Raw genomic sequence first — 24,765 nt, forward strand, 5'->3', positions numbered from 1 at the left:
GGCGTCAGTGCCCTCCGCCGCATCCCTGACCCTCATGCTGAGCCTGTCGAAGTGCAAGAGTCACGCACCACGGCAAAGCTTGTTCTTCTCCCTTCGGAGAGAAGTGCCCGGCAGGGCGATGAGGGGAGCGACCTCGTTAGCGTGGCCCGGCTGCGCCGGCCCCTCATCCCGCTGCCGCGACCTTCTCCCCGGAGGGGAGAAGAAAATGCGTCGGCCTCGCGGCTTGCCATCGCCGTCGCGCAGGATGAGCTGCAACCCTCGCCGCCCCCAAAGCGTCTGGCTGGAAAGGAGCCTTCCATGTTCTTTGCCCGCCTCGACCACCCCGCCGATTTCGACGGCTGGCGCGCGACCGCGCGCACCGCGCTGGCGCTCGGCCTTGCCCCCGACCAGATGAGCTTCACCGTCGGCGACGAAGCCCCCGGCCTCTTCGCCGACCCCCTGCCGGAAGCCCCCGCCGCCGCCCCGCAGCCGAGCGTCGCAAAGGCCTTTCCGGAGCTGGCGAAAACCCTCGTTTGCCATGCTGGGCCGGAGCGCTTCGATCTCGCCTATCGCCTGCTCTGGCGGCTGCAGCGGGAGAAGAAGCTGCTGGAGATCGCGTCGGATCCCGACGTCCTGAAGGCGGTCGAGATGGAGAAGGAAGTCCGGCGCGACAGCCACAAGATGAAGGCCTTCGTGCGCTTTCGCGAGATCGAGGTCGCGGTGCCGGAAGGGCCGCCGGAAAAGCTCTTTGTCGCCTGGTTCGAGCCGTTCCACCACATCGTCGAGCGCACGGCGCCCTTCTTCGCGCGGCGCTTTGCCGGCATGCGCTGGTCGATCCTGACGCCGCTGCGCTCCGTCGCCTGGGATGGCGAGCGCCTGACCTTCGGCCCGGGCGGCTCGGTCGCCGACCGTCCCGCGGACGACGACATGGAGGCGCTGTGGCTGACCTACTACGCCTCGATCTTCAACCCGGCGCGGCTGAAGGTGAAGGCGATGCAGGCGGAAATGCCGCGAAAATACTGGCACAACCTGCCCGAGGCGAAGCTCATCGCGCCGCTCATCGCCGGCGCCGAGGCGGCGGCGCAGCGCATGCTGGAAACCGCGCCGAGCCTGCCGAGTTTCCGGCACGAGAGACAGGTGGAGCGCGACATGGTTGAGATAGCACAGCGACCGGCACGGCAGGGCAACCAGCCGCAGACGCTGGCGCAGGCGCGGGAAGAGGCAAAGCACTGCAAGGCCTGCCCGCTCTGGGAGCCGGCGACGCAGACCGTCTTCGGCGAGGGACCGGACGACGCGCCGGTGATTTTTGTCGGCGAGCAGCCGGGCGACCAAGAGGATCTGGCCGGCCATCCCTTCGTCGGCCCGGCCGGCAAGGTATTCGACCAGGCGCTGGCGGAGGCGGGAGTCGACCGGAGCCGGGCCTATGTCACCAATGCGGTCAAACACTTCAAGTTCGAGCCGCGCGGCAAGCGCCGCATCCACCAGAAGCCCACCATCGGCGAGGTGAAGGCCTGCCGCTTCTGGCTCGACCTCGAGCGCGACCTCGTGCGTCCCCGGCTGATCGTCGCCCTCGGGGCCACGGCGGCGGCGGCTGTGCTCGGCAAGACCGTCTCCATCCGCGACACCCGTTCGCGCCTGATCGATCTCGACGCGGACACCCAGCTGCTTGTCACGGTGCACCCCTCCTACATCCTTCGCCTGCCGGATCCGGAAGCGCAGGCGCGCGAGACGGTGCTGTTTCGCGAGGATATGGGGCGGGTCCTGTCGGCCGTGCCGGAACTCGCGGTATACCGCGCGGATTGATCGGGCGGCGCTGCGGGGCGAGGCCGGCCGCTACAGCAGCACTGACCGGATCACCAGCGAGACCGTGCCCAGCGCCAGGATGCTGCCGAGCCAGAGGCCGGCGAACCAGAGGATCTGACGCGCCCGCGGCGACAGGCGGGACGGGCGGGTCCCGGCGTCGCTCAGCTGGTCGGGGCGCGGGCTAATGGTGATAGCCCTCACCCTCGACCACCTTGCCGCGGAATACCCAGTAGGCATAGGCGGTGTAGGCGAGGATCAGCGGAATCAGGACCGCGGCGCCGACGAGCAGGAAGGCCTGGCTGGATTCCGGCGCCGCCGCGTCCCAGATCGTCACCGAGGGCGGGATGATGTGTGGCCAGAAGCTGATGCCGAGGCCCGCAAAGGACAGGGTGAACAGCGCCAGCGCCGACAGGAAGGGCCGGACATGTTTTTCCCGGGCGATGCTGTCGAAGAGGCTCCAGGCGGCGACGGCGACGAGGATCGGCACCGGCGCGACGTAGAAGATCTGCGGAAAGCCGAACCAGCGCGAATAGAATCCCGACTGCAGAAATGGCATCCACAGGCTGACGGCGCCGATGAGGGCGAGCGTGCCGATGCCGGTGATGAAGGCGTAGCGCCGGGCGATGCCGTGCAACTCGCCCTCGGTCTTCATCATCAGCCAGGTCGCGCCGAGCAGCGCGTAGCCGACGACGACGGCCAGGCCCGTCATCATCGAGAAGGGCGTCAGCCAGTCGAACCAGCCGCCGGCATAGGCCCGGCCCTCGACGTCGATGCCTTGCACGAGCGTGCCGAGGGCAATGCCCTGCGCCAGCGCCGCGACGATCGAGCCGAAGGCGAAGGAAAAGTCCCACAGCACCCGGCCGCGCACCGTCTTGAAGCGGAACTCGAAGGCGACGCCGCGGAAGATCAGGCCGAGCAGCATGACGATGATCGGCGCGTAGAGCGCCGGCATGATGATGGCATAGGCGAGCGGGAAGACGGCAAACAACCCGCCACCGCCGAGCACCAGCCAGGTCTCGTTGCCATCCCAGATAGGCGCCACGGTGTTCATCGCCGTGTCGCGGTTCTCGTGCCGGCCGAGCAGCGGGAACAGGATGCCGGTGCCGAGGTCGAAGCCGTCGAGAACGACATAGGCCAGGACGGCGAAGGCGATGAGCCCGGCCCAGACGATGGTGAGGTCCATGGTGCTCTCCTACTCCGCCGGGGCGGCTCTGGCGCCGCCGACCTTGTTGTCCGGGTGCATCGCCTGTGACGCCGGGGTGATGCCGGCGGTCCGGGTCGGCTCGTCGCGCGAGGGCTCCTCCTCGCCGGGATGCGGCGTCTTGCCCATCAGCCGGAGGATGTAGAAGGTGCCGGCACCGAAGAGCAGGAAGTAGACCACGACGAAGGCGATGAGCGAGGTGCCGACGGCTTCGGCGGCGATCGGCGAGTGGCTCTCCGACGTCCTTAGGAGGCCGTAGACGGTGAAGGGCTGGCGGCCGACCTCGGTGGTGATCCAGCCGCAGAGCACGGCGACGAAGCCGGCCGGGCCCATGGCGATGGCGGCGCGCTGCAGCCCGGTCGCCTCGTAGATCGACGAGCGCCAGCGGGCATAGAGCGACCACAGACCGATGCCGAGCATGGCGAAGCCGATCGCCACCATCACCCGGAATGTCCAGAAGACGATGCCGACATTCGGCCAGTCATCGCGCGGAAACTCGTTCAGCCCCTTCACCTGCCCGTCGAGGCTGTGGGTGAGGATCAGCGAGGAGAGGTAGGGGACCTCGATGGCGTAGTCGACGCGGCCTTCCGCCATGTTCGGGATGCCGAACAGGGTCAGCGGCATCGGCCCGTCGGTGTTGGTCTCGAAATGCCCTTCCATCGCCGCGACCTTGGCCGGCTGGTGCTCCAGCGTGTTGATGCCGTGGAAATCGCCGGCGACGATCTGGATCGGCGCGACCACGGTCGCCATCCACAGCGCCATCGAGAACATCACCCGGGCGGCGGCATTGGTGCGGTCGCGCAGGAGATGGAAGGCGCCGACGGCACCGACGATGAAGGCCGTCGTCAGATAGGCGGCGAGCAGCATGTGGACGAGGCGGTAGGGGAAGGAGGGGTTGAAGATGATCGCCCACCAGTCCTCGGGGACGAACTGGCCGGCGGCGTTCATGCCGTAGCCGGCCGGCGTCTGCATCCAGGAGTTCACCGACAGGATCCAGAAGGCGGACATGAAGGTGCCGGCGGCGACGATGACCGTGGCGGCGAAATGCAGGCCCTTGCCAACCCGCTGCTGCCCGAACAGCATCACCCCGAGGAATCCGGCCTCGAGGAAGAAGGCCGACAGCACCTCGTAGCCCATCAAGGGTCCGAGAATCGGTCCGGTCTTGTCGGAGAACACCGACCAGTTGGTGCCGAACTGGTAGCTCATCACGATGCCGGAGACGACGCCCATGCCGAAGACGATGGCGAAGATCTTCAGCCAGTAATTGAAGATGTCGTGATAGACGCTTTTGCCCGTCCACAGCCACAGCCCTTCCAGCACCGCCAGATAGGAGGCGAGGCCGATCGAGAAGGCAGGGAAGATGATGTGGAAGGAGATCGTGAAGGCGAACTGGATGCGGGCCAGAAGGACGGGATCGAAACCTTCGAACATGGCGGTCTCCTCGCGGGCATCGGTGCCGGGCGGTGGCGTTGTCAGGCCGTGTTCTCTCAGGAACTAGCGCCGGTTGCGATGCGGCAAGACCGCCATGCGACCTTTTGTGCCGTTCCGGGTAAGGGCTTGTGCTCCAAAGACCGGTTCCCCGTTCAATATGCGGGCAGCCTGGGCTAGAAGCGATCGCACGAATGGTGAGCGGCAGGAGACGAAGGCATGGGTGCGACCAACCGTCAGGACAGTGGGCTTGGCCGATAGCATGGGCGGATCGGAAACAGAGACCCTGCGCGCCATTTTCGATGCCGTCGTGGCCGCCAGCCATCCGGGCGGCGTCCTCGCCGCGCATCTGCCGGAAGCGCCGAAGGGCCGGGTGATCATGCTCGGCGCCGGCAAGGCGGGCGCCAGCATGGCCGCGGCGGCCGTTGCCTACTACCGCGAGCGTGGCGTCGGGGATGAGCGGCTGGTCGGCATAGCCGTCGCCCGCGACGGCTATGGCTGCGCGGCCGGGCCGGTCGAGGTGGTCGAGGCGGGCCACCCCCTGCCCAACGCCGCCGGCCTCGCCGCGACGCGCCGCGTGCTGGACCTGGCGCGGGGCGCGGGGCCGGACGACCTGGTGCTGGCGCTGATCTCCGGCGGCGGCTCGGCCAACTGGCTGCTGCCGCGCGATGGCATCACGCTGGAGGACAAGCAGGCCGTCACCCGCGCGCTGCTGCGCAGCGGCGCCGGCATCGTCGAAATGAACTGCATCCGCAAACACCTCTCCGAGATCAAGGGCGGCCGGCTGGCGGTGGCCTGCGGCTCGGCGACGCTGGTGACGCTCGCCATCTCGGACGTCCCGGGCGACGATCCGAGCGTCATCGCCTCCGGCCCGACCGTGCCCGATCCCACCACGCGAGAAGATGCGCTGGCGATCGTTGCCCGCCGCGGCATCGCCCTGCCCGAGTCCTGCCGCCGCGTTCTGGAAGGTGATTCCTGCGAGACGCCCAAACCCGGCGATCCCGTCTTTGCCGGCCAGGCCTACACCATCGTCGCGACGCCGCATTCGGCCATGCAGGCCGGCATCGCCGCAGCCGTCGCTGCCGGCTACCGGCCGATCCTCCTCGGCACGGATGTCGAGGGCGAGGCGCGCGACGTCGCCCGCGAGCATGCGGCGCTGGCGCTGGACGCCCGCGCGCGCGGCGAGCGCGTGGCGATCCTTTCCGGCGGCGAGCTCACCGTGACGATGACGGGGTCGGGCCGCGGTGGCCCGAATCAGGAATACGCACTGGCGCTGGCCCTGGCGCTGGATGGCGCGGCGGGCATCGTCGCGCTCAGCGCCGACACGGACGGCACTGACGGCGGCACGGGCCTTGCCTCGGACCCCGCCGGCGCCTTCGTCTCGCCGGACACGCTGGCAAGAGCCCGCGCGGCCGGCCTCGACCCGCAGGCGGCGCTGGCGAACAACGATTCCACCGCCTTCTTCGAGACGCTGAACGACCTCTTCGTGCCCGGCCCGACGCTGACGAATGTGAACGATTGCCGCATCATTCTGGTCGGCGGCGGCATGGCGTGAGAACGCCGCCGGCGCTATGCCTCTTCGCGCGAGCGATTGGATGAACAGGGAAGACCGAGCATGAAACGCAGCCGCGTCAACGAGATCCTCACCGAGGGCGACGCCTTCATCCGCTCCTTCGGCTATGTCATGCCGCCCTTCGCCTATCTCTCGCCCGAAGAGATGGAGGCGCGGGCCGCGGATCTCACGCAGATCCGCGAGCGCCGCCTCGGCTGGGACGTCACCGACTACGGCAAGGGCAATTTCGATTCGCTCGGCCTGTTCCTGTTCACCGTCCGCAATGGCGACAATGCCGATCTCGCCTCCGGCCGCGGCATGCTCTACGCCGAGAAGATCATGATCTCGCGCCGAGACCAGATCTCGCCGATGCACCGGCACAACATCAAGGCCGAGGACATCATCAACCGCGGCGGCGGCACGCTGACGCTGCAGCTCTTCTCGCGCGCCCCCGACGGCGGGATCGACGAGGAGGCGCCCGTCAGCGTCTTTTGCGACGGCATCGCCCGGACGCTTGCCGCCGGCGACAAGCTGCGCCTCACCCCCGGCGAGAGCGTCACCCTGATGCCGAACCACTGGCACGCCTTCTGGGGCGAGGGCGCCGACGTCCTCATCGGCGAGGTCTCGACCGTCAATGACGACGTCACCGACAACATCTTTCGCGAGCCGATCGGGCGCTTTTCCACCATCGAGGAGGACGAGGCGCCGATGCATCTCCTGGTCTCGGACTACGACCGGTTCTTCGCCAGAGAAGGCTGATCATGTCAGCCTGCGGGGAGCCGCCCAACGCCTTGCCGCGGCGGGCGACCGGCAGCCGCTCCCGGCCGGCACCGAAACTGTGGAGAGACCCCGCCGGCGGCGACTCCTCGCTAACCGCAGGTGCTAGACGAAACCTGTCCCGCAACCCGTCCGAGGAGGAACGTCCATGACCATCGCCGTCGACCTCGGCACGACCGCCACGGGCGAGCCGGCGGAGCTCGACCTCGAGGAGCTGCTGTCGACGCGGCTTCTGGTCCAGGGCAATTCCGGCTCGGGCAAGTCGCATCTCCTGCGCCGCCTGCTCGAGCAGAGCGCGGAATGGGTGCAGCAGGCGATCATCGATCCCGAGGGCGACTTCGTCTCCTTCGCCGAGCGCTACGGCCACATCGTCGTCGACGCCGACCGCACGCCGGCCGAACTGACGCGCATCGCCGGGCGCATCCGCCAGCACCGCGCCTCGGTCGTCCTCAACCTCGAGGGTCTCGACGCCGAGGTGCAGATGCAGTGCGCCGCCGCCTTCCTCAACGGCCTCTTCGACGTCGACCATTCGCTCTGGTTCCCGATGCTGATCGCCGTCGACGAGGCGCAGCTGTTCGCACCGGCGATAGCCGGCGACGTCTCTGACGACGCGCGAAAGGTCTCGCTGGCGGCGATGACCAATCTCATGTGCCGCGGCCGCAAGCGCGGTCTGGCCGGCATCGTCGCGACGCAGCGGCTGGCCAAGCTCGCCAAGAACGTCGCCGCCGAGGCCTCCAACTTTTTGATGGGCCGCACCTTTCTCGACATCGACATGGCCCGGGCCGCCGATCTCCTCGGCATGGACCGCCGCCAGGCCGAGCGCTTTCGCGATCTGGAGCCTGGGCATTTCGTGGCGCTCGGCCCGGCGCTGTCGCGCCGCCCGGTGCCGATTCGCATCGGCACGGTGGAGACCGCCGGGCGGACGGGGCGACCGACGCTTCTGGCGCGCCCGGAAATGGCGCCCGAGGCCATGGCCGACCTGATCTTCTCTTCCGGTGCCGAGGATGCCCTGCCGGCCCCGCCGCGGGCGGCGCGCAGCACGCCGGCGCCGATGCGCGAACTCCTGGAGCGCGTCTCCGCGCCCCGTCCGGAGCCCGAAAGCGAGGATCTCCGCAGCCCCGAGGATCGCCGCGCCCTGGTGGAAGACATTTTTGCCGAGATGCTGACCGATCCCGAGGCCGCCTTCCGCCCGGTGCCGATTCTCTACCAGGACTTTCTCGTCCATTGCCGGCTGAAGCGCCTCGGCGGCGCCGAGACGGACATGCCGGCCTTCCGCCGCCGCCTGTCGCTCGCCCGCGCCGGTGTCTCGGACGAGGATGCCGACGAGGAATGGCAGGGCGTCATCCAGCGCTCCGAGGCGCTGCCGGAGGAGATGCAGGGCGTCTATCTCATGCTGGCGCGCGCCGCGCGCGACGGCGAGGAATGCCCCGACGACGCGGCCCTCGCCCGGGCCTATGGCAGCCATTCGCCCTCGCGCGGGCGGTTCCTGCTCGGCTTCATGGCCGATCGCGGCTTCATCACCGCCGAGGCGGATTTTCGCGGCAACCGCGTCGTCACCATCGCCGGCACGTCCTGGCGCGCCTCGCAGCGCGGCAATGCGCCGAAACTGCCGGCGGCGATGGAAGAGGCGCGCCTGCGCCGTGCCGCACGCCTCAGCGGGCAGTGAGCCAAGCCGCCCGGCGCGCCGCTCGCGCCGGCGGGCAGGTGCCGTGTCCTGCGGCCTCTTGTCTTGACGCGTGCCGGATCTCTTGCGTCAATCGTTCCAGCCGCTACCTAACGGTTGAGGATAAGAGAGCAGGGACGGGGGGGCGGAGCGGTTGCTGACGCGCGATGAGACGGCAAGGGCCCTGCCTGCGGTCGGCTGGCGATGACGATGGCGACCGATCGCCCGTCGCAGCACGATGATCCCTACGACCTCGTCTTCGTCGGCGGCGGTCTGGCCAACGGGCTCCTCGCCTTTCGCCTGGCGCAGCTGCGTCCGACTTTGCGCCTTCTGGTGCTGGAAGCGGGCGAGTGCATCGGCGGCAACCACACCTGGTCCTTCCACGACGGCGACCTGACGCCCGAGCAGCATGCCTGGCTCGAGCCCTTTGTGGTGCACCGCTGGCCGGCCTACAGCGTTCGCTTTCCGCAGCTGACGCGCAACCTCGCCACCGGCTACCAGAGCGTCACCTCGGAGCGTTTCGCCGCGGTGCTGGCAGCTGAGCTCGGCGACAGCCTGCGCTGCGGCGCCGAGGTCACTGGTTTCGACGCGCGCTCGGTGACGCTGGCCGGCGGCGAGCGCATCCGCGCCGCCTGCGTCGTCGACGGGCGCGGGCCGACGGACAGTCCCCATCTCACCCTCGGCTTCCAGAAATTCCTCGGCCAGGAAATCGCCCTCGAGGCCCCGCACGGTCTCGCCCATCCGATCATCATGGATGCGACCATCCCGCAGGCCGACGGCTACCATTTCGTCTATGTCCTGCCGCTCTCTCCCACGACCGTCCTCGTCGAGGACACCTATTATGCCGACGGTCCGGTGCTCGAACCGGACAGGCTGCGGCAGTCGATCGCGGCCTATCTGCGCATCCACGGCTGGACGGCGGCCGAGATTCTGCGGGAGGAAGAGGGCGTCCTGCCGATCGCGCTTGGCGGCGACATCAATAAGTTCTGGGCCGCCAAGGCCGGCATCGCCTCGGTCGGTCTGGCCGCTGCGCTTTTCCACCCGACGACGGGTTATTCGCTGCCGGACGCCGTGCGCCTCGCCGACCGCCTCGCCGGCCTCCACGACCTGTCGGCCCCTTCCGTCTTCGCCGCGACGCGAAAGCATTCGGTGCGCAGCTGGAAGGGGCGATGGTACTTCCGCATGCTGAACCGGCTGCTCTTCCTCGCCGGCGCACCGGCGCTGCGCTACCGCATCCTGCAGCATTTCTACCGCCTGCCCGACGGGCTGGTGGAGCGCTTCTACGCCGACCGGTTGAGACCCTTCGACCGGCTGCGTATCCTCACCGGCAAGCCGCCGGTCCCCATTTCGAGCGCGCTGCGCGTGCTCGCCTTTCCCTCCCGTTCCCGCAAGGCTGTCTCGGATGCTTGATCGACCCATCGCCAAGACCGCCGTCGTCATCGGCTCGGGCTTTGGCGGCCTGGCCCTGGCAATCCGCCTGCAGGCGGCGGGGATCCAGACGACGCTCGTCGAGAAGCGCGATCGCCCGGGCGGCCGGGCCTATGTCTACGAAGACCAGGGTTTCACCTTCGACGCCGGACCAACGGTCATCACCGACCCCTCGGCGCTGGAGGAGCTGTTCGCGCTGACCGGCCGAAAGCTCTCCGACTATGTCGAGCTCCTGCCGGTCAGCCCCTTCTACCGGCTGTGCTGGGAGGACGGGTACGCCTTCGACTACGTCAACGACCAGGCCGAGCTCGACCGCCAGATCGGCGCGAAGAACCCGAAAGACCTGGAGGGCTATCGCCGCTTCCTCGCCTATTCCAAGGAAGTGTTCGAGGAGGGCTATCTGAAGCTCGGCACCGTGCCCTTCCTGAACTTCAAGGACATGGTGCGGGCCGGCCCGCAGCTCGCCCGGCTGCAGGCCTGGCGCAGCGTCTATGCCAAGGTCGCCAGCTTCATCGAGGACGAACAGCTGCGCCAGGCCTTCTCCTTCCATTCGCTGCTTGTCGGCGGCAATCCCTTCGCGACCTCGTCGATCTACGCGCTGATCCATGCACTGGAGCGGCAGTGGGGCGTCTGGTTCCCGCGCGGCGGCACCGGCGCGCTCGTCGCCGGCATGGTGAAACTGTTCGAGGACACCGGCGGCACCGTCCACCTCTCGGCCGAGGTCGAGCGCATCGAGGTCGAGGGCGACCGCGCCAAGGCCGTGGTGCTGAAGGACGGGCGACGCTTTGCCGCCGATCTCGTCGCGTCCAATGCCGATGTCGTGCACACCTACGACAAGCTGCTTGCCGGCACCCCGCGCGGTGCCACGGCGGCCAAAAGCCTGAAGCGCAAGAAATTCTCGATGTCGCTCTTCGTCGTCTATTTTGGCCTGAAGACGCACCGCCCCGACATCCAGCACCACACCGTCTGTTTTGGCGCGCGCTACCGCGAGCTGATCGGCGAGATCTTCAAGGGCGACGTGCTGCCGGAGGATTTCTCGCTCTACCTCCACAATCCGTGCGCCACCGATCCCTCGCTGGCGCCGCCCGGCGCGGGCAGTTTCTACGTGCTGTCGCCGGTGCCCCATCTCGGCAATGCCGACATCGACTGGGAGGTGGAGGGTCCGCGCTACCGCGACCGCATCCTCGACTATCTCGAGGAGCGCTATATTCCGGGTCTCAAGGCCGATCTCGTGACCAGCCGCATCTTCACGCCGCTCGACTTCCGCGACGAGCTGAACGCGCATGTCGGCTCGGCCTTCTCGCTCGATCCGGTGCTGACGCAGAGCGCCTGGTTCCGCCCGCACAATCGCGACGACGAGATCGAGAACCTCTACATCGTCGGGGCCGGCACGCATCCGGGCGCGGGCGTTCCCGGCGTCGTCGGTTCGGCCAAGGCGACCGCCGGCCTGATGATCGCGGATGCCACCCTTGCCTGAGGAAAGCCTTCCGCCCGACGACGATCTCGCCGCGCAGGCCGCCGAGACCATCGCCAGGGGGTCGCAGAGCTTCGCCACGGCGGCGCGGCTGTTCGATCCGGTGACGCGCGAGGGCGCGCTCTTGCTCTATGCCTGGTGCCGGCACTGCGACGACGTCGTTGACGACCAGCATCTCGGCTTCAACCGCGACGTGGCCGGCCCCGGCACGCCCGAGGAGCGGATCGCCGCGCTGGAGCGGCTGACGCGCCGCGCCTTTGCCGGCGAGGCGCTGGAGGATCCGAACTTTCGCGCTCTGCAGCGCGTTGCCCGGCGGCACGGCCTGCCGCTGTCCCTGGCGCTCGCCCATCTCGACGGCTTTCGCATGGACGTCGAGGGCCGGCGCTATCGGACGATCGAGGACACGCTCGACTACTGCCACCATGTCGCCGGCGTCGTCGGCACGATGATGTCGATGGTGATGGGCGCGCGCGAGGCAGCGACGCTGCAGCGGGCGGCCGATCTCGGCCTCGCCTTCCAGCTGACCAACATCGCCCGCGACATCGTCCCCGATGCGCTGGCCGGGCGGCTTTATCTGCCAGCGGATTGGCTCGCCGAGGTCGGCCTCGATCCCGAGGGCGTCGCGCTGCCGGAAAACCGCGGCAAGGTGGCGGTTCTGGCCGCCCGGCTGGTGGCGCTGGCCGAGCCCTACTACGCCTCGGCTAGGATCGGCATCGACGCGCTGCCGCGGCGCTCGGCCTGGGCCGTCGCGACCGCGCACGGCGTCTACCGCGCGATCGGCACGGAAGTCGTCCGGCGCGGCCCCCGGGCCTGGGACACCAGGGTCTCGACGTCGCGGGCGGAAAAGCTGTCGCAGGTGCTGCGTGGCGCTGCGGTGGCGGCCCGAAGGCGCGGCGACGACGCGCCACGGCCGAGCGGCCTCTGGTGCCACGACCAGCCGCGCTGACGGATCGTCAGAGGGTCGGCGAAGCGTCCGATGTCGGGGCGACGGCCTTGGCGCTGCGCCGGATCTCGGCCTGCTCGCGCGCCACCACGCCCGAATCCTTCAGGCGGCGCTGCAGGTCTTCAATCGGCGGCGCGTAGAGGAAGCCGAAGGAGACGCCGTGTTCCTTGCCGCGCACCGCATGGTGCAGCCGGTGCGCCTGGACGAGTCGCTTGGCATAGCCGCGGTGCGGGATGTAGCGGAACGGCCAGCGCTGGTGCACCAGCCCGTCATGCACGACGAAATAGAGAAAGCCGTAGATGGTGATGCCGGTCGCCAAGGCCGTCACCACGGGGATGCCGAAGCCGGTGCCGACGACGAAGAGCAGGATCGAGAAACCGGCGAAGACGACGGCATACAGGTCGTTCTTTTCGAACATGCCCTCATGCGGCTCGTGGTGCGACCGGTGCCAGCCCCAGCCCCAGTCGTGCATGATGTATTTGTGCGCCCACCAGGCAAAACCCTCCATGCCGACCACGGCGAGGAGGACGATGGCGATCAGCACGGGCCAGCTCGAGAAATCCATTTGGCTAGTCTACCGCGCGCCGACTTCTTCGGGAAGGCCGTGCGTCGTTCGGTCCTGCACGGGGGCCGCGGGCTGGGCCTGGGCCAGCATGGTCTCGACCAGCCAGTGCAGGCGGCTGCGGGGACCGAAGATGCGGGTGAGGCCGAGATCGGCGGCATCGAGATGGCGTTCGATGCGCTGCTGCACCGAGGCGCGTCCGACCAGCGAGATCAGGGTCGACTTGCCCGAGTCCTTGCCGACATCCTTGCCGATCACGAGGGGGTTCGTGCCGTGGTCGAGCAGATCGTCGATGAGCTGGAAGGCGTGGCCGAGTTCGTCGGCGAATTGTCGCAGGCGCGCGCGCGTCTCGGCATCCGCGCCCGCAACGACCGCACCAATCTCCGCGGCGGCGATGAACAGAGAGCCGGTCTTCATCCCATTGGCCGCGGAAATTTCGGTCGCCGGCCGCTTGTGCCGGCCGCCGCGCAGATCGGCGAACTGGCCGCCGACGAGCCCGCCGACGCCGACGGCCTGCGTCAGGATGACGACGCAGTCGATCCGCGCCTGCGCCGACAGCGGCTCGATGCCGGCGAGCAGGCCATAGGCATGGCTGATCGCGGCGACCGAGACGAGGAGCGCGAGGTCCTCGCCATGGCCGGCGTGGACGGCCGGCAGGCCGCGGCGCAGGAGGGCGTTGTCCATGCAGGGAAGATCGTCGAGGATCAGCGATGCCGCATGGATCATCTCGACGGCGCAGCCGGCATCGATCGCGGGCTCGCGGGCGCCACCGAGTTCTTCGGCGGCAAAAAGGGTCATCAGCGGGCGCAGGCGCTTGCCCGGTGTCAGCACGCCGTCGCGCAGCGCGGCGGCGAGTTCGGGCTGACCTGGCAGGGCCTGCGGCATCAGTTCTCCCAGCCGCGTGTCGATGCGGCGCCGGGCCTCGTCGGTACTGGCGTTCAGGTCGGCAGTCATTCCCAAAGCGATCGCTTTCCTCGGCTGCCCACTGGCAGTGTCCCCATCGTCCCTGATACTTGTTCTTCCCGCGGCCGGTGCCAAGTGCCGGTGCCAGACCATAGGCAGGTTTGCGACGGATCGGAAGCGGCCCTGTCCATCCTGCCGGATCAGGCGCGCGGCCCGGCGGGCGCGACGGGGGACCGGTGATGAACGACGGTGACGACATCGTGACCCCCGCGGCAACGGGCATCGACGCCCGTAAGAGCGACCACCTCGACATCGTGCTGTCGCCGCGCCTCTCCGCCCGTCAGGCGCAGAGCGGCTTCGACGCGATCGTGTTCGAGCATCAGGCCCTGCCGGAACTGGACCTTGCCGAGATCGACCTGTCGACGCGGTTTCTCGGCCGCAGCCTGGCGGCGCCGCTCTTGATCTCCTCGATGACGGGCGGGCCGGCCCGCTCGGCCCGCATCAACGCCCATCTCGCCGAGGCGGCGCAGGCGCTGAAGATCGCGCTCGCCGTCGGCTCGCAGCGCATCGCTTTGGAAGGGCGAGGGCAGGGGGGACTCGACCGCTCGCTGCGCGCCCGCGCCCCGGACGTCGCCATCCTCGCCAATATCGGCGCCGCCCAGCTGGTCATGGGCTACGGCCGCGACGAGGCGCGCCGGGCGGTCGACATGATCGAGGCGGATGCCCTGATCGTGCATCTCAATCCCCTGCAGGAGGCCGTCCAGGCCGGGGGCGACCGCAACTGGCGCGGCGTCCTTTCCGCCATCGGGGGCCTCGTGCGCGATCTCGGCGTGCCGATCGTCGTCAAGGAAGTCGGCGCCGGGATCTCCGCGGCGACGGCACGGCGGCTCGCCGAGGCGGGGGTGGGCATCGTCGACGTCGCGGGTGCCGGGGGCACCAGCTGGGCCGCCGTCGAGGCCGAGCGGGCGAGCGATGCCGCGACGCGCGAGACGGCGCTGGTCTTTGCCGATTGGGGCATTCCGACGGCGACGGCGATCCGGACGGTGCGCGCCGCCTGCCCCGACATCGGCCTCATCGGCTCCGGCGGCATCCGCACGGGCCTCGATGCCGCCAAGGCGATCCGGCTCGGCGCCGATCTCGCCGGCCAGGCGGCCGCGGGGCTCGCCAGCGCCGATCACTCGGCCGAGGCGGCGACGGCGCATTTTGCCGCGGTGATCGAGCAGTTGCGCATCGCCTGCTTCTGCACCGGCTCGCGCGACCTCTCGGCGCTGCGGCACGCGCCGCTCATCGGTTGATTAGTCAGCGCTCGAGGCGGCTGGCGTCGGAGGGATAGAGCCGGTCCAGCATCGGCAGAAAGGTTGCGCCCTTCTGCGAAAGGAAGGTGGCGAAGGCCTTTTCGGCCGGCGCCGGGACGTGGTCGCCTCTCGTCACGGCGAACCATTGCTTGCGGATCGGCATGTCGACGACGTCGAGGATGACGAGGCGCCGCATCTCGACCTCGAAGGCGATGGTGTGGGCGGAGATGAAGGCGATGCCGAGCCCGGCCATGACCGCCTGCTTGATCGTCTCGTTCGACCCCATCTGCGTCGTGTTGCGTTCCAGCGCATCGGGAATGGCCGAGAAGAAGGTCTCCAGCGATTTTCGCGTGCCCGATCCCGGCTCGCGGATGATGATCGGCTCCTGCAGGAGGCGCGCCTTATCGATACTGCGGAGCGCGGCCAGGGGATGGCCGGGGGCGGCGATCATCACCAGCGGATGGTCGCCGAACACCTTGGCCTCGATCGGGATCTCCGTCGGCGGCCGGCCCATCAGGGCGATGTCGAGCTCGTAGGCGCGCAACTGCTCGACGATCTCGAACCGGTTGCCGACGAGAAGCTTGATCTCGATCGCCGGGTGGTCCTTGCGGAAGCCGGCGATCATCGAGGGGGCGAAATACTTCGCCGTGGAGACGACGCCAAGCCGGATCAGGCCGCGCCGCACGCCCTTGATGGCGTCGAGATCGTCCTGCAATCCCTGCAGCACGGTTTCGATCGCGTCGGCCGCCTTCAGCGCCGCATAGCCGGCCTCGCGCAGGTGCATGCCGTCGCTGGTGCGGTCGAACAGGGTGAGGCCGAACTCCTCCTCCATCTGCTTGACCTGCAGCGTGATGGCGGGCGCCGTCAGGCCGAGCGACCGGGCCGCGGCGGCGATGGTGCCGAGCCTTGAGATTTCCTGGATGGAACGAAGTTGGCGGAGTGAGAGCGTGCGCATGGTACTCTGGTATAAAAACTTACGTCATACGTAAAGAGATTAAATTTTACTAACTGCGTCGCGCTCGTCATAGTCTCGTTGTAATCGGGTAACGGGGCCGCAGAGCTCCGAACCGACAGGGAGAACATCATGCCATCGTCATTGGACGCCCATCTCGGCTCGTATGCCGGGGCCGATCCGCTTCGCTCGAAGGTCGCAGAGACCATTCGCCATCTGGCATCGGCCGCCGTCAAGCTGCGCAACACCATCATCGACGGTGGCACCAGCGACCATCTTGGCCAGTCGCGCCAGGTCGCCAATGCGGGCGGCGACATCCAGAAGGAGCTCGACGTCGTCGCCGACCGGCTGTTCTTCGATGCCGCCAAGGCCTCGTCCGTCGCCTTCTACGGTTCCGAGGAGCAGGACCTGCCGGTCGTCCTGTCGAAGGACGGCGCCTTCGCTTTGGCCATCGACCCGCTCGACGGCTCGTCCAATATCGAGATGAACGTCTCCGTCGGCACCATCTTCTCGCTGCTTCCGGTCGAGGAGGCCCATCGCACCGATCCCGCCAGCGCGTTTCGCCAGCCCGGCTCCAAGCAGATCGCCGCCGGTTTCTTCGTCTACGGGCCGCAGCTGCAGCTCGTCCTCAGCCTCGGCAACGGCACGCATGTCTTCGCCTTCTCGCCGAGCTTCGGCGGCTTCGTCGAGCTGCATGCCTCGATGGCCGTGGATGAAAAGGCGAAGGAATTCGCCATCAACGCCTCGAACCATCGTCACTGGGACGAGGCCATGCGGATCTACATCGACGATCTCCTGGCCGGGGCCGACGGCCCGCGCGAGCGCGACTTCAACATGCGCTGGATCGCCTCGCTCGTCGCCGACTGCTACCGCATCCTGATCCGCGGCGGCATCTTCCTCTATCCCGGCGACGGTCGTCAGGGCTACGCGAAGGGCCGTCTGCGGCTGGTCTACGAGGCCAATCCGATCGCCTTCTGCGTCGAGCACGCCGGCGGCAGCGCCACCGACGGTATCACCCGCATCCTCGATCTGGTGCCGGAGGACCTGCATGCCCGCACGCCGCTGGTGTTCGGCTCCAAGCGCGAAGTGGCGCGCGTCACGCGCTACCTGACAGACCCCTCTGCCATCGGCGAGCGTTCGCCGCTGTTTGGAAAAAGAAGCCTGTTCCGGGCCTGACGCCCGGCAGACCGAGGGATCCGTGTCGCCGAATGCTCTGGGAGGGGCGCTGAGATGACTGCCAAGCATCCGATCATCGCCATCACCGGCTCCTCCGGTGCCGGCACCACCTCGGTCAAGAACACCTTCGACCAGATCTTTCGGCGCGAGCATGTGAAGGCCGTCTACATCGAGGGCGACGCCTTCCACCGCTACGACCGCGAGGCGATGAAGAAGAAGATCGCCGAGGAGGACGCCGCCGGCAACAAGCACTTCTCGCACTTCAGCCCGGAGGCGAACATCCTGGAGAAGCTGCAGGAAGTGTTCGAGGACTATGGCCGCAAGGGGCGGGGCGAGAGCCGGCACTATATCCACGACGCCGAGGAGGCGAAGATCTACGGCAGTCCGCCCGGCACGTTCAGCGACTGGCAGCCCTTCGCCGACGAGAGCGACCTGATGTTTTACGAGGGCCTGCACGGCTGCGTGAAGACCGACACGGTGGACCTCGCGGCGCATGCCGATCTCAAGATCGGCGTCGTGCCGGTCATCAATCTCGAATGGATTCAGAAGATCCACCGCGACAAAGCGACAAGAGGCTATTCCACCGAGGCGGTGATGGACGTGATCCTGCGTCGCATGCCCGACTACGTGAAATACATCTGCCCGCAGTTCGCCCTGACCAACATCAACTTCCAGCGCGTGCCGATCGTCGACACCTCCGATCCGTTCATCGCGCGCTGGATCCCGACGGCGGACGAATCGATGGTCGTCATTCGCTTCGCCAATCCGCGCGGTATAGACTTCCCCTACTTGCTCTCGATGATTCCGAATTCGTTCATGTCGAGGGCAAATTCCATCGTGGCGCCGGGCAACAAGCTCGATCTCGCCATGCAACTGATCCTGACGCCGCTGATCCTGCAGCTCACCGAGCGCAAGCGCCGCGCGTCCTGAACATCGAGGCCAGAATGTCCGACGTGAAAACCCAGTCCCCCGCCGCAAACGCTCCCGGCGACCATCCCCGCAACATGGCGAATGCCATCCGCGCGCTCGCCATGGATGCCGTGCAGAAGGCCAATTCCGGCCATCCCGGCATGCCGATGGGCATGGCCGATGTCGCCACGGTCCTCTTCCAGGACTTCATCAAGCTCGACCCGGCCAATCCGTCCTGGCCCGACCGCGACCGCTTCGTCCTGTCGAACGGCCACGGCTCGATGCTGCTCTATGCCGTGCACTATCTGCTCGGCTATTCCGACATGACGATCGACCAGCTGAAGCAGTTCCGCCAGTTCGGCGCCAAGACCGCCGGCCATCCCGAATACGGCCACGCGCTCGGCATCGAGACCACGACCGGCCCGCTCGGCCAGGGCCTCACCACCGCCGTCGGCATGGCGCTCGCCGAGCGCATGCAGAATGCCCGCTACGGCGACGACCTCGTCGACCACTACACCTATGTCTTCGTCGGCGACGGCTGCCTGATGGAGGGCATCAGCCACGAGGCGATCGACCTCGCCGGACATCTCCAGCTCTCCAAGCTGATCGTCCTCTTCGACGACAACGGCATCTCGATCGACGGCAAGACCTCGCTCGCCACCTCCACCGACCAGGTGAAGCGCTTCGAGGCCTCCGGCTGGCATGCCGAGCATGTCGATGGCCACGATCCCGACGCGGTGCGCGAAGCCATCAAGCGGGCCCGCGCGTCGGACAAGCCCTCGATGATCGCCTGCAAGACCATCATCGGCTTCGGCTCGCCGAAACTCGCCGGCTCGGAGAAGAGCCACGGCGCCGCGCTCGGCGACGAGGAGATCGCCGCCACCCGCAAGCAGCTGCTCTGGACCGCCGAGCCCTTCGCCATTCCGGAGGAGGTCGTCGCCGGCTGGCGCGAAGTCGGCAAGAAGGGCGCCGCCGCCCGCGCCGAGTGGGAAAAGCGCCATGCTGCCTCGCCGAAGGCCGCCGCCTTCGACGCCTCGCTCACCGGCGACCTGCCGGCGGATTTTGCCGAGAGCATGAGCCAGTACCGGGCGAAACTGTCGGAAGAGAAGCCGAAGATCGCCACCCGCAAATCGTCCGAGGCGACGCTCGGCCTCGTCAACGACCTGACCGAGCTCACCATCGGCGGTTCGGCCGACCTCACCCATTCGGTCTTCACCCTGACCAAGGGCATGCAGAGCGTCCAGGCCGGCCACTATGACGGCCGCTACATCCACTACGGCATCCGCGAGCATGCCATGGCGGCGGTGATGAACGGCCTTGCCCTGCATGGCGGCTTCATTCCCTATGGCGGCACCTTCATGGTGTTTGCCGATTACGCCCGCGGCGGCATCCGCCTGTCGGCGCTGATGGGGCTGCGCGTCGTCTACGTCTTCACGCATGACTCCATCGGCCTCGGCGAAGACGGACCGACGCATCAGCCGATCGAGCACCTCGCCATGCTCCGGGCGACGCCGAACATCCTCGTCTTCCGCCCGGCCGATGCCATCGAGACGGCCGAGTGCTGGGAAATCGCGCTGACCGAGCGCCACCGTCCCTCGGTGCTGTCGCTGTCGCGCCAGAACCTGCCGACGGTCGCCGGCGGCGCTTCCGAGAACCGCTCGCGCAAGGGCGCCTATGTCCTGCGCGAGGCCGAAGGCGAGCGTCAGGTGACGATTCTCGCCACCGGCTCGGAAGTCGAGATCGCGCTGGCCGGCGCCGACAAGCTCGCCGCCGAGGGCATCCGCGCCGCCGTCGTCTCGATGCCGTCCTGGGAGCTCTTCGTCGAGCAGGACGACGCCTACCGCGCTTCCGTCCTCGGCACGGCGCCGCGCATCGCCATCGAGGCCGCCGCGCGCTTCGGCTGGGATCGCTGGATCGGCGAGACCGGCCGCTTCATCGGCATGAACTCCTTCGGCGCCTCGGCCCCGGCGCCGCTGCTCTACGAGCATTTCGGCATCACCGCCGAGGCCGTTCTGGCCGCCGGCAAGGAACTGGCGCGGTGAGCGCCGGATCCCTGCGCCCGATCGAGGGCGTCGAGGTCAAGGGCAAGACGGTGCTGATCCGCGCCGATGTGAACGTGCCGATGAAGGATGGCGTGATCACCGACGCGACGCGGCTCGAACGCTTCGCGCCGACCGTCGCCAGCCTTGCCGATCGCGGGGCGAAGGTCGTGGTGCTCAGCCATCTCGGCCGCCCCAAGGGCGACCGCAACATGGCCTTCACCCTCGGGCCCGTCGCCGAGAAGCTCGGCGAGATCCTCGGCCGTCCGGTGCAGTTCGCTTCGGACTGCGTCGGGCCGGAAGCGGAAAAGGTCGTCGGCAATCTGAAGGACGGCGAGATCGCCGTCCTGGAGAACCTGCGCTTCCACAAGGGCGAGGAGGAGAACGACAGGAGTTTCGCGCTCCGCCTCTCCATCGGCGGCGACCTCTACGTCAACGACGCCTTCTCCTGTGCCCACCGGGCGCATGCCTCGACCTACGAACTGGCGACGATCCTGCCGGCCTATGCCGGCCCATCGCTGATGGCAGAGGTCAAGGCGCTGGAAGCGGCGCTCGACAAACCCAAGCGGCCGGTGGCCGCCCTCGTCGGCGGCGCGAAAGTGTCGTCGAAGATCGGGGTGCTGGAATTCCTGGTGCCGAAGATGGACCATCTCGTCATCGGCGGCGGCATGGCCAACACCTTCCTCGCCGCCCTCGGCAACGATGTCGGCAAGTCGCTCTACGAGGCCGACGCCATGGAAACGGCCGAAAAGGTCATGGCCATGGCAAAGGAATCGGGGTGCCAGCTGCACCTGCCGGTCGACGTCGTCATCGCCCGCGAGTTCAAGGCGCATGCCGAGAACGAGACGGTCGGCGTCGATGCGATCCCCTCGGACGCCATGGCCCTCGACGTCGGGCCGAAGACGGTCGCCGAGATCGTCGCGGCGCTCGCCACCTGCGAGACGCTGCTCTGGAACGGCCCGCTCGGGGCCTTCGAGATCGAACCCTTCAACGCCGCGACCAATGCCGTGGCGCAGGAGGCGGCGCGCCTCACCAAGGCCGGCAAGCTCGTGACGGTCGCCGGCGGCGGCGACACCGTCGCCGCGCTGAACGCCGCCGGGGCGTCCGAGGACTTCACCTATCTGTCGACCGCCGGCGGTGCCTTCCTCGAATGGCTGGAAGGCCGCGACCTGCCCGGCATCGACATCCTCAAGACCCAGGCGACGCTCGCCGCATCGACCGTTTAGGAGACCTGCCCATGGCCAAGATCACCCTGCGCCAGCTTCTCGACGACGCCGCCGAATACGACTACGGCGTCCCGGCCTTCAACATCAACAACATGGAGCAGGGCCTGGCGATCATGCAGGCGGCCTCGGCCTGCGACGCCCCGGTCATCCTGCAGGCCTCGCGCGGGGCGCGCACCTATGCCCACGACATCATGCTGTCGAAGATGATGGATGCGCTGGTCGAGATCCACCCGACCATTCCCGTCTGCATCCACCAGGACCACGGCAATGACGAGGCGACCTGCCTGACGGCGATCCGCCACGGATTCACCTCGGTGATGATGGACGGCTCGCTGAAGGCCGACGCCAAGACGCCCGCCGACTTCGAGTACAATGCCGGCATCACCGAGCGGGTGACGCACATGGCGCACTGGGTCGGCGCCTCGGTCGAGGGCGAACTCGGCGTGCTGGGTTCCCTGGAAAGCGGCCAGGGCGAGGCCGAGGACGGCCACGGGGCGGAGGGCGTGCTCAGCCACGACCAGCTCCTGACCGATCCCGACCAGGCGGTCGAGTTCGTGCGCCGCACCGGCGTCGATGCGCTCGCCATCGCCATGGGCACCTCGCACGGCGCCTACAAGTTCACGCGGCAGCCGGACGGCGACATCCTCGCCATGGGCATCATCGAGGAGATCCACCGCAAGCTGCCGACGACGCATCTCGTGATGCACGGCTCCTCCTCGGTGCCGCAGGAACTGCAGGACATCATCAACAAATACGGCGGCGAGATGCCCCAGACCTGGGGCGTGCCGATCGAGGAGATCATCCGCGGCATCAAGCATGGCGTGCGGAAAGTGAACATCGACACCGACTGCCGCATGGCGATGACCGGCCAGTTCCGCCGCGTCGCGATGGAGAAGCCGCAGGAATTCGATCCGCGCAAGTTCCTGACGCCCGCCATGGACGCGCTGCGCAAGCTTTGCGTCGAGCGGTACGAGCAGTTCAACACCGCCGGCAAGGCGGCGCGGATCAAGCCGATCTCGCTCGACGACATGGCGGCCCGCTACGCCTCGGGCGAGCTGGCGCCGAAGATCGCGCTCAGGGAGGCCGCCGAGTAGGCTGTCGGCCCAGGCCGGCGGGGAAAACCGCCGGCACGCCGGGCGGGGTACAGGATAATAGTAAGCCGGCTTAGTAGATCGGCCTGGAGTTCGATAGCTCAGTCAACGCAGCATTTGGGAGAATGGACATGCAAGAGAAGTCACAGACCGTTACCGGCAAGGACCGCTACAAGTCCGGCGTCATGGAATACAAGAAGATGGGCTACTGGGAGCCCGACTACGAGCCGAAGGACACCGACATCATCGCCTGCTTCCGGATCACGCCGCAGGACGGCGTCGACCCGATCGAGGCCGCCGCCGCGGTCGCCGGCGAATCCTCGACCGCGACCTGGACCGTGGTCTGGACCGACCGCCTCACGGCGGCGGAAAAGTACCGGGCCAAGGCCTACCGCGTCGATCCCGTGCCGAACGGCGAGGGCAGCTACTTCGCCTACATCGCCTACGATCTCGACCTGTTCGAAAATGGCTCGATCGCCAACCTGACGGCGTCGATCATCGGCAACGTCTTCGGCTTCAAGCCGCTGAAGGCGCTGCGCCTGGAAGACATGCGCCTGCCCACCGCCTATGTGAAGACGTTTCAGGGCCCGGCCACCGGCATCGTCGTCGAGCGCGAGCGCCTCGACAAGTTCGGCCGTCCGCTGCTCGGCGCCACCGTCAAGCCGAAGCTCGGCCTCAGCGGCCGCAATTATGGCCGCGTCGTCTACGAGGCGCTGAAGGGCGGGCTCGACTTCACCAAGGACGACGAGAACATCAACAGCCAGGCCTTCATGGATTGGCGCGAGCGCTTCCTCTACTGCATGGAGGCGGTGAACAAGGCGCAGGCCGCCACCGGCGAGATCAAGGGCACCTATCTCAACGTCACCGCCGCGACCATGGAGGACATGTACGAGCGCGCCGAGTTCGCCAAGCAGCTCGGCTCGACCATCATCATGATCGACCTCGTCATCGGCTGGACGGCGATGCAGTCCATGGCGAAATGGGCGCGGCGCAACAACATGATCCTGCACCTCCACCGCGCCGGCCACTCGACCTATACGCGCCAGAAGATCCACGGCGTGTCGTTCCGCTGCATCGCCAAATGGTCGCGGCTCGCGGGCGTCGACCATATCCATGCCGGCACCGTCGTCGGCAAGCTCGAGGGCGATCCGGCCACCACCAAGGGCTATTACGACATCTGCCGCGACGAGTTCACGCCGCAGAACCTGCAGAACGGCATCTTCTTCGACCAGCCCTGGGCCTCGCTCAACAAGATGATGCCGGTCGCCTCCGGCGGCATCCATTGCGGCCAGATGCACCAGCTCCTCGACCTTCTCGGCGAGGACACCGTGCTGCAGTTCGGCGGCGGCACGATCGGCCATCCCATGGGCATCGCCGCCGGCGCCACCGCCAACCGCGTCGCGCTGGAATGCATGGTGCTCGCCCGCAACGAGGGGCGCGACATCGTCAACGAGGGTCCGGAAATCCTCGCCACGGCCGCCAAGACCTGCGCGCCGCTGCGTCAGGCGCTGGATACCTGGAAGGACGTCACCTTCAACTACGCCTCGACCGACGCGCCGGACTACCAGGTCTCGGCCACCGCCGCCTGACACCCGCAGTCCGCCGGGCGAGGCTCGCCCGGCTCCGCTTCACCCCCGCGACCGCTCGCCCCCGCGTGGCGACGGCACTCGACCCGAGAGGAGTTTGTCATGCGCATCACCCAAGGCGCCTTTTCCTTCCTGCCCGACCTCACCGACACCCAGATCGCCGCGCAGGCGCAGTACTGCATCGACAATGGCTGGGCGGTGAACATCGAGTTCACCGACGACCCGCATCCGCGCAACACCTATTGGGACATGTGGGGCCACCCGATGTTCGACGTCCCGGACGCGGCCGGCGTGATGATGGAACTGAACGAGTGCCGCAAGGTTTATGGCAATCGCTACATCCGCATGTCCGCCTTCGACTCCACCCATGGCTGGGAATCGGTGAAGCTCTCCTTCATCGTCAACCGCCCGGCAACGGAGCCCGGTTTCCGTCTCCGCCGCCAGGAGACCGAAGGCCGGACGATCCGCTACTCGACCGAAGGCTATTCGGTCGATCTGCCGGAGAGCGATCGCTATTCCTCCTGAGCATCGCTCCGACCGGCCGGTCGGTGGGCCGGTCCTCCCGACGGCCCGCCGACCACGTTTGCTGAAGCCGCGACTTGGGCGGCAAGCTTTCTTCTCCCCTCCGGGGAGAAGGTCGCGGCAGCGGGAAGAGGGGCTCCAGTCGTCACGACGGCGGAAGCTGACTGAATAGCGACTTATTCGGATCCGGCGGTCCCCTCATCCGGCCGCTACGCGGCCACCTTCTCCCCCGAGGGGAGAAGAATGGCGCCCTGTT

The 24,765-nt window shown here is 67.9% G+C and carries 21 protein-coding genes; 15 read left to right on the top strand and 6 right to left on the bottom strand.

All coding sequences use genetic code 11. From position 1 onward, the window contains the following. The first annotated feature begins 297 nt into the window (after positions 1–297). The gene (locus tag IEX88_RS03705) at positions 298–1,782 is read left to right on the top strand and encodes a UdgX family uracil-DNA binding protein (RefSeq protein WP_188849182.1); all 1,485 of its coding nucleotides are present in this window, start codon (positions 298–300) and stop codon (positions 1,780–1,782) included. 30 nt (positions 1,783–1,812) lie between these two features. On the opposite strand, the gene IEX88_RS03710 is transcribed toward IEX88_RS03705, so the two are convergent. From IEX88_RS03710 to IEX88_RS03720, 3 genes are read right to left on the bottom strand one after another with little or no spacing between them, the layout of a single operon-like run. Further along, positions 1,813–1,983: a DUF2474 family protein gene (locus tag IEX88_RS03710; RefSeq protein WP_244639791.1), complete on the bottom strand. Its 171-nt coding sequence runs from the start codon at positions 1,981–1,983 to the stop codon at positions 1,813–1,815. Beyond that, the gene (gene cydB, locus IEX88_RS03715) at positions 1,964–2,965 is read right to left on the bottom strand and encodes a cytochrome d ubiquinol oxidase subunit II (protein ID WP_188849184.1); all 1,002 of its coding nucleotides are present in this window, start codon (positions 2,963–2,965) and stop codon (positions 1,964–1,966) included. Before cydB ends, IEX88_RS03710 begins: the two co-directional genes overlap by 20 nt. A 9-nt stretch (positions 2,966–2,974) precedes the next feature. After that, the gene (locus tag IEX88_RS03720; RefSeq protein ID WP_188849185.1) at positions 2,975–4,414 is read right to left on the bottom strand and encodes a cytochrome ubiquinol oxidase subunit I; all 1,440 of its coding nucleotides are present in this window, start codon (positions 4,412–4,414) and stop codon (positions 2,975–2,977) included. Positions 4,415–4,673: 259 nt separating this feature from the next. On the opposite strand from IEX88_RS03720, the gene IEX88_RS03725 reads away from it, so the two are divergent. From IEX88_RS03725 to IEX88_RS03750, 6 genes are all read left to right on the top strand, one after another. Then, positions 4,674–5,966: a glycerate kinase type-2 family protein gene (locus IEX88_RS03725; protein ID WP_188849309.1), complete on the top strand. Its 1,293-nt coding sequence runs from the start codon at positions 4,674–4,676 to the stop codon at positions 5,964–5,966. A gap of 60 nt (positions 5,967–6,026) precedes the next feature. Continuing rightward, positions 6,027–6,722, top strand: coding sequence for a D-lyxose/D-mannose family sugar isomerase (locus IEX88_RS03730; protein WP_188849186.1), 696 nt, complete (start codon positions 6,027–6,029; stop codon positions 6,720–6,722). A 166-nt stretch (positions 6,723–6,888) separates the two neighbouring features. Next, entirely contained in the window at positions 6,889–8,406 is a 1,518-nt protein-coding gene (locus IEX88_RS03735) for a helicase HerA domain-containing protein (RefSeq protein WP_188849187.1), read from the top strand. A gap of 207 nt (positions 8,407–8,613) precedes the next feature. Beyond that, positions 8,614–9,813: a lycopene beta-cyclase CrtY gene (crtY, locus tag IEX88_RS03740; RefSeq protein WP_188849188.1), complete on the top strand. Its 1,200-nt coding sequence runs from the start codon at positions 8,614–8,616 to the stop codon at positions 9,811–9,813. After that, positions 9,806–11,308, top strand: coding sequence for a phytoene desaturase (locus IEX88_RS03745; protein ID WP_188849189.1), 1,503 nt, complete (start codon positions 9,806–9,808; stop codon positions 11,306–11,308). Before crtY ends, IEX88_RS03745 begins: the two co-directional genes overlap by 8 nt. Further along, on the top strand, positions 11,301–12,251 hold the full coding sequence (locus tag IEX88_RS03750) for a phytoene/squalene synthase family protein (protein WP_244639792.1): 951 nt from the start codon (positions 11,301–11,303) through the stop codon (positions 12,249–12,251). The genes IEX88_RS03745 and IEX88_RS03750 overlap by 8 nt, the downstream gene beginning before the upstream one ends. A gap of 7 nt (positions 12,252–12,258) precedes the next feature. On the opposite strand, the gene IEX88_RS03755 is transcribed toward IEX88_RS03750, so the two are convergent. Then, positions 12,259–12,813, bottom strand: coding sequence for a sterol desaturase family protein (locus IEX88_RS03755; RefSeq protein ID WP_188849191.1), 555 nt, complete (start codon positions 12,811–12,813; stop codon positions 12,259–12,261). A 9-nt stretch (positions 12,814–12,822) separates the two neighbouring features. Continuing rightward, positions 12,823–13,764, bottom strand: coding sequence for a polyprenyl synthetase family protein (locus tag IEX88_RS03760; protein WP_188849310.1), 942 nt, complete (start codon positions 13,762–13,764; stop codon positions 12,823–12,825). Positions 13,765–13,952: 188 nt separating this feature from the next. Here IEX88_RS03760 and fni point away from each other — a divergent pair, with 188 nt between their 5' ends. Continuing rightward, positions 13,953–15,008, top strand: coding sequence for a type 2 isopentenyl-diphosphate Delta-isomerase (fni, locus tag IEX88_RS03765; protein ID WP_188849192.1), 1,056 nt, complete (start codon positions 13,953–13,955; stop codon positions 15,006–15,008). Positions 15,009–15,012: 4 nt separating this feature from the next. Here fni and IEX88_RS03770 read toward each other — a convergent pair whose 3' ends face one another. Beyond that, complete coding sequence (locus tag IEX88_RS03770; RefSeq protein WP_188849193.1) at positions 15,013–15,963, bottom strand: LysR substrate-binding domain-containing protein; 951 nt, start codon at positions 15,961–15,963, stop codon at positions 15,013–15,015. 126 nt (positions 15,964–16,089) lie between these two features. Between IEX88_RS03770 and IEX88_RS03775 the strand changes: the two genes are divergently transcribed. From IEX88_RS03775 to IEX88_RS03805, 7 genes are all read left to right on the top strand, one after another. Beyond that, positions 16,090–17,136 carry a class 1 fructose-bisphosphatase gene (locus IEX88_RS03775; RefSeq protein WP_188849311.1) on the top strand — a complete coding sequence of 349 codons (1,047 nt, stop codon included), beginning with the start codon at positions 16,090–16,092 and terminating at the stop codon, positions 17,134–17,136. Between the two features lie 54 nt (positions 17,137–17,190). Further along, complete coding sequence (locus IEX88_RS03780) at positions 17,191–18,066, top strand: phosphoribulokinase (protein WP_188849194.1); 876 nt, start codon at positions 17,191–17,193, stop codon at positions 18,064–18,066. Between the two features lie 14 nt (positions 18,067–18,080). Then, positions 18,081–20,087 (top strand): transketolase, encoded by a 2,007-nt coding sequence (gene tkt / locus IEX88_RS03785; RefSeq protein WP_188849195.1) that lies wholly within the window; start codon positions 18,081–18,083, stop codon positions 20,085–20,087. Beyond that, positions 20,084–21,310, top strand: coding sequence for a phosphoglycerate kinase (locus IEX88_RS03790; RefSeq protein ID WP_188849196.1), 1,227 nt, complete (start codon positions 20,084–20,086; stop codon positions 21,308–21,310). Before tkt ends, IEX88_RS03790 begins: the two co-directional genes overlap by 4 nt. Before the next feature lie 11 nt (positions 21,311–21,321). After that, the gene (gene fba, locus IEX88_RS03795) at positions 21,322–22,404 is read left to right on the top strand and encodes a class II fructose-bisphosphate aldolase (RefSeq protein WP_188849197.1); all 1,083 of its coding nucleotides are present in this window, start codon (positions 21,322–21,324) and stop codon (positions 22,402–22,404) included. Positions 22,405–22,532: 128 nt separating this feature from the next. Further along, on the top strand, positions 22,533–23,990 hold the full coding sequence (locus IEX88_RS03800; protein ID WP_188849198.1) for a form I ribulose bisphosphate carboxylase large subunit: 1,458 nt from the start codon (positions 22,533–22,535) through the stop codon (positions 23,988–23,990). Positions 23,991–24,089: 99 nt separating this feature from the next. After that, positions 24,090–24,512 (top strand): ribulose bisphosphate carboxylase small subunit, encoded by a 423-nt coding sequence (locus tag IEX88_RS03805; protein ID WP_188849199.1) that lies wholly within the window; start codon positions 24,090–24,092, stop codon positions 24,510–24,512. Positions 24,513–24,765: the final 253 nt, after the last annotated feature.

Origin of the sequence: Aureimonas glaciei (genome assembly GCF_014643375.1) — a bacterium.
Taxonomy (GTDB): Bacteria; Pseudomonadota; Alphaproteobacteria; order Rhizobiales; family Rhizobiaceae; genus Plantimonas; species Plantimonas glaciei.

Excerpts from the sequence above, each read along its gene's own strand:
- IEX88_RS03705 (WP_188849182.1), top strand. The coding sequence starts at position 298 with ATGTTCTTTGCCCGCCTCGACCACCCCGCCGATTTCGACGGCTGGCGC.
- cydB (WP_188849184.1), bottom strand. The coding sequence starts at position 2,965 with ATGGACCTCACCATCGTCTGGGCCGGGCTCATCGCCTTCGCCGTCCTG.
- IEX88_RS03720 (WP_188849185.1), bottom strand. The coding sequence starts at position 4,414 with ATGTTCGAAGGTTTCGATCCCGTCCTTCTGGCCCGCATCCAGTTCGCC.
- IEX88_RS03725 (WP_188849309.1), top strand. The coding sequence starts at position 4,674 with ATGGGCGGATCGGAAACAGAGACCCTGCGCGCCATTTTCGATGCCGTC.
- IEX88_RS03730 (WP_188849186.1), top strand. The coding sequence starts at position 6,027 with ATGAAACGCAGCCGCGTCAACGAGATCCTCACCGAGGGCGACGCCTTC.
- IEX88_RS03735 (WP_188849187.1), top strand. The coding sequence starts at position 6,889 with ATGACCATCGCCGTCGACCTCGGCACGACCGCCACGGGCGAGCCGGCG.
- crtY (WP_188849188.1), top strand. The coding sequence starts at position 8,614 with ATGGCGACCGATCGCCCGTCGCAGCACGATGATCCCTACGACCTCGTC.
- IEX88_RS03745 (WP_188849189.1), top strand. The coding sequence starts at position 9,806 with ATGCTTGATCGACCCATCGCCAAGACCGCCGTCGTCATCGGCTCGGGC.
- IEX88_RS03755 (WP_188849191.1), bottom strand. The coding sequence starts at position 12,813 with ATGGATTTCTCGAGCTGGCCCGTGCTGATCGCCATCGTCCTCCTCGCC.
- IEX88_RS03760 (WP_188849310.1), bottom strand. The coding sequence starts at position 13,764 with ATGACTGCCGACCTGAACGCCAGTACCGACGAGGCCCGGCGCCGCATC.
- fni (WP_188849192.1), top strand. The coding sequence starts at position 13,953 with ATGAACGACGGTGACGACATCGTGACCCCCGCGGCAACGGGCATCGAC.
- IEX88_RS03770 (WP_188849193.1), bottom strand. The coding sequence starts at position 15,963 with ATGCGCACGCTCTCACTCCGCCAACTTCGTTCCATCCAGGAAATCTCA.
- IEX88_RS03780 (WP_188849194.1), top strand. The coding sequence starts at position 17,191 with ATGACTGCCAAGCATCCGATCATCGCCATCACCGGCTCCTCCGGTGCC.
- tkt (WP_188849195.1), top strand. The coding sequence starts at position 18,081 with ATGTCCGACGTGAAAACCCAGTCCCCCGCCGCAAACGCTCCCGGCGAC.
- fba (WP_188849197.1), top strand. The coding sequence starts at position 21,322 with ATGGCCAAGATCACCCTGCGCCAGCTTCTCGACGACGCCGCCGAATAC.
- IEX88_RS03800 (WP_188849198.1), top strand. The coding sequence starts at position 22,533 with ATGCAAGAGAAGTCACAGACCGTTACCGGCAAGGACCGCTACAAGTCC.
- IEX88_RS03805 (WP_188849199.1), top strand. The coding sequence starts at position 24,090 with ATGCGCATCACCCAAGGCGCCTTTTCCTTCCTGCCCGACCTCACCGAC.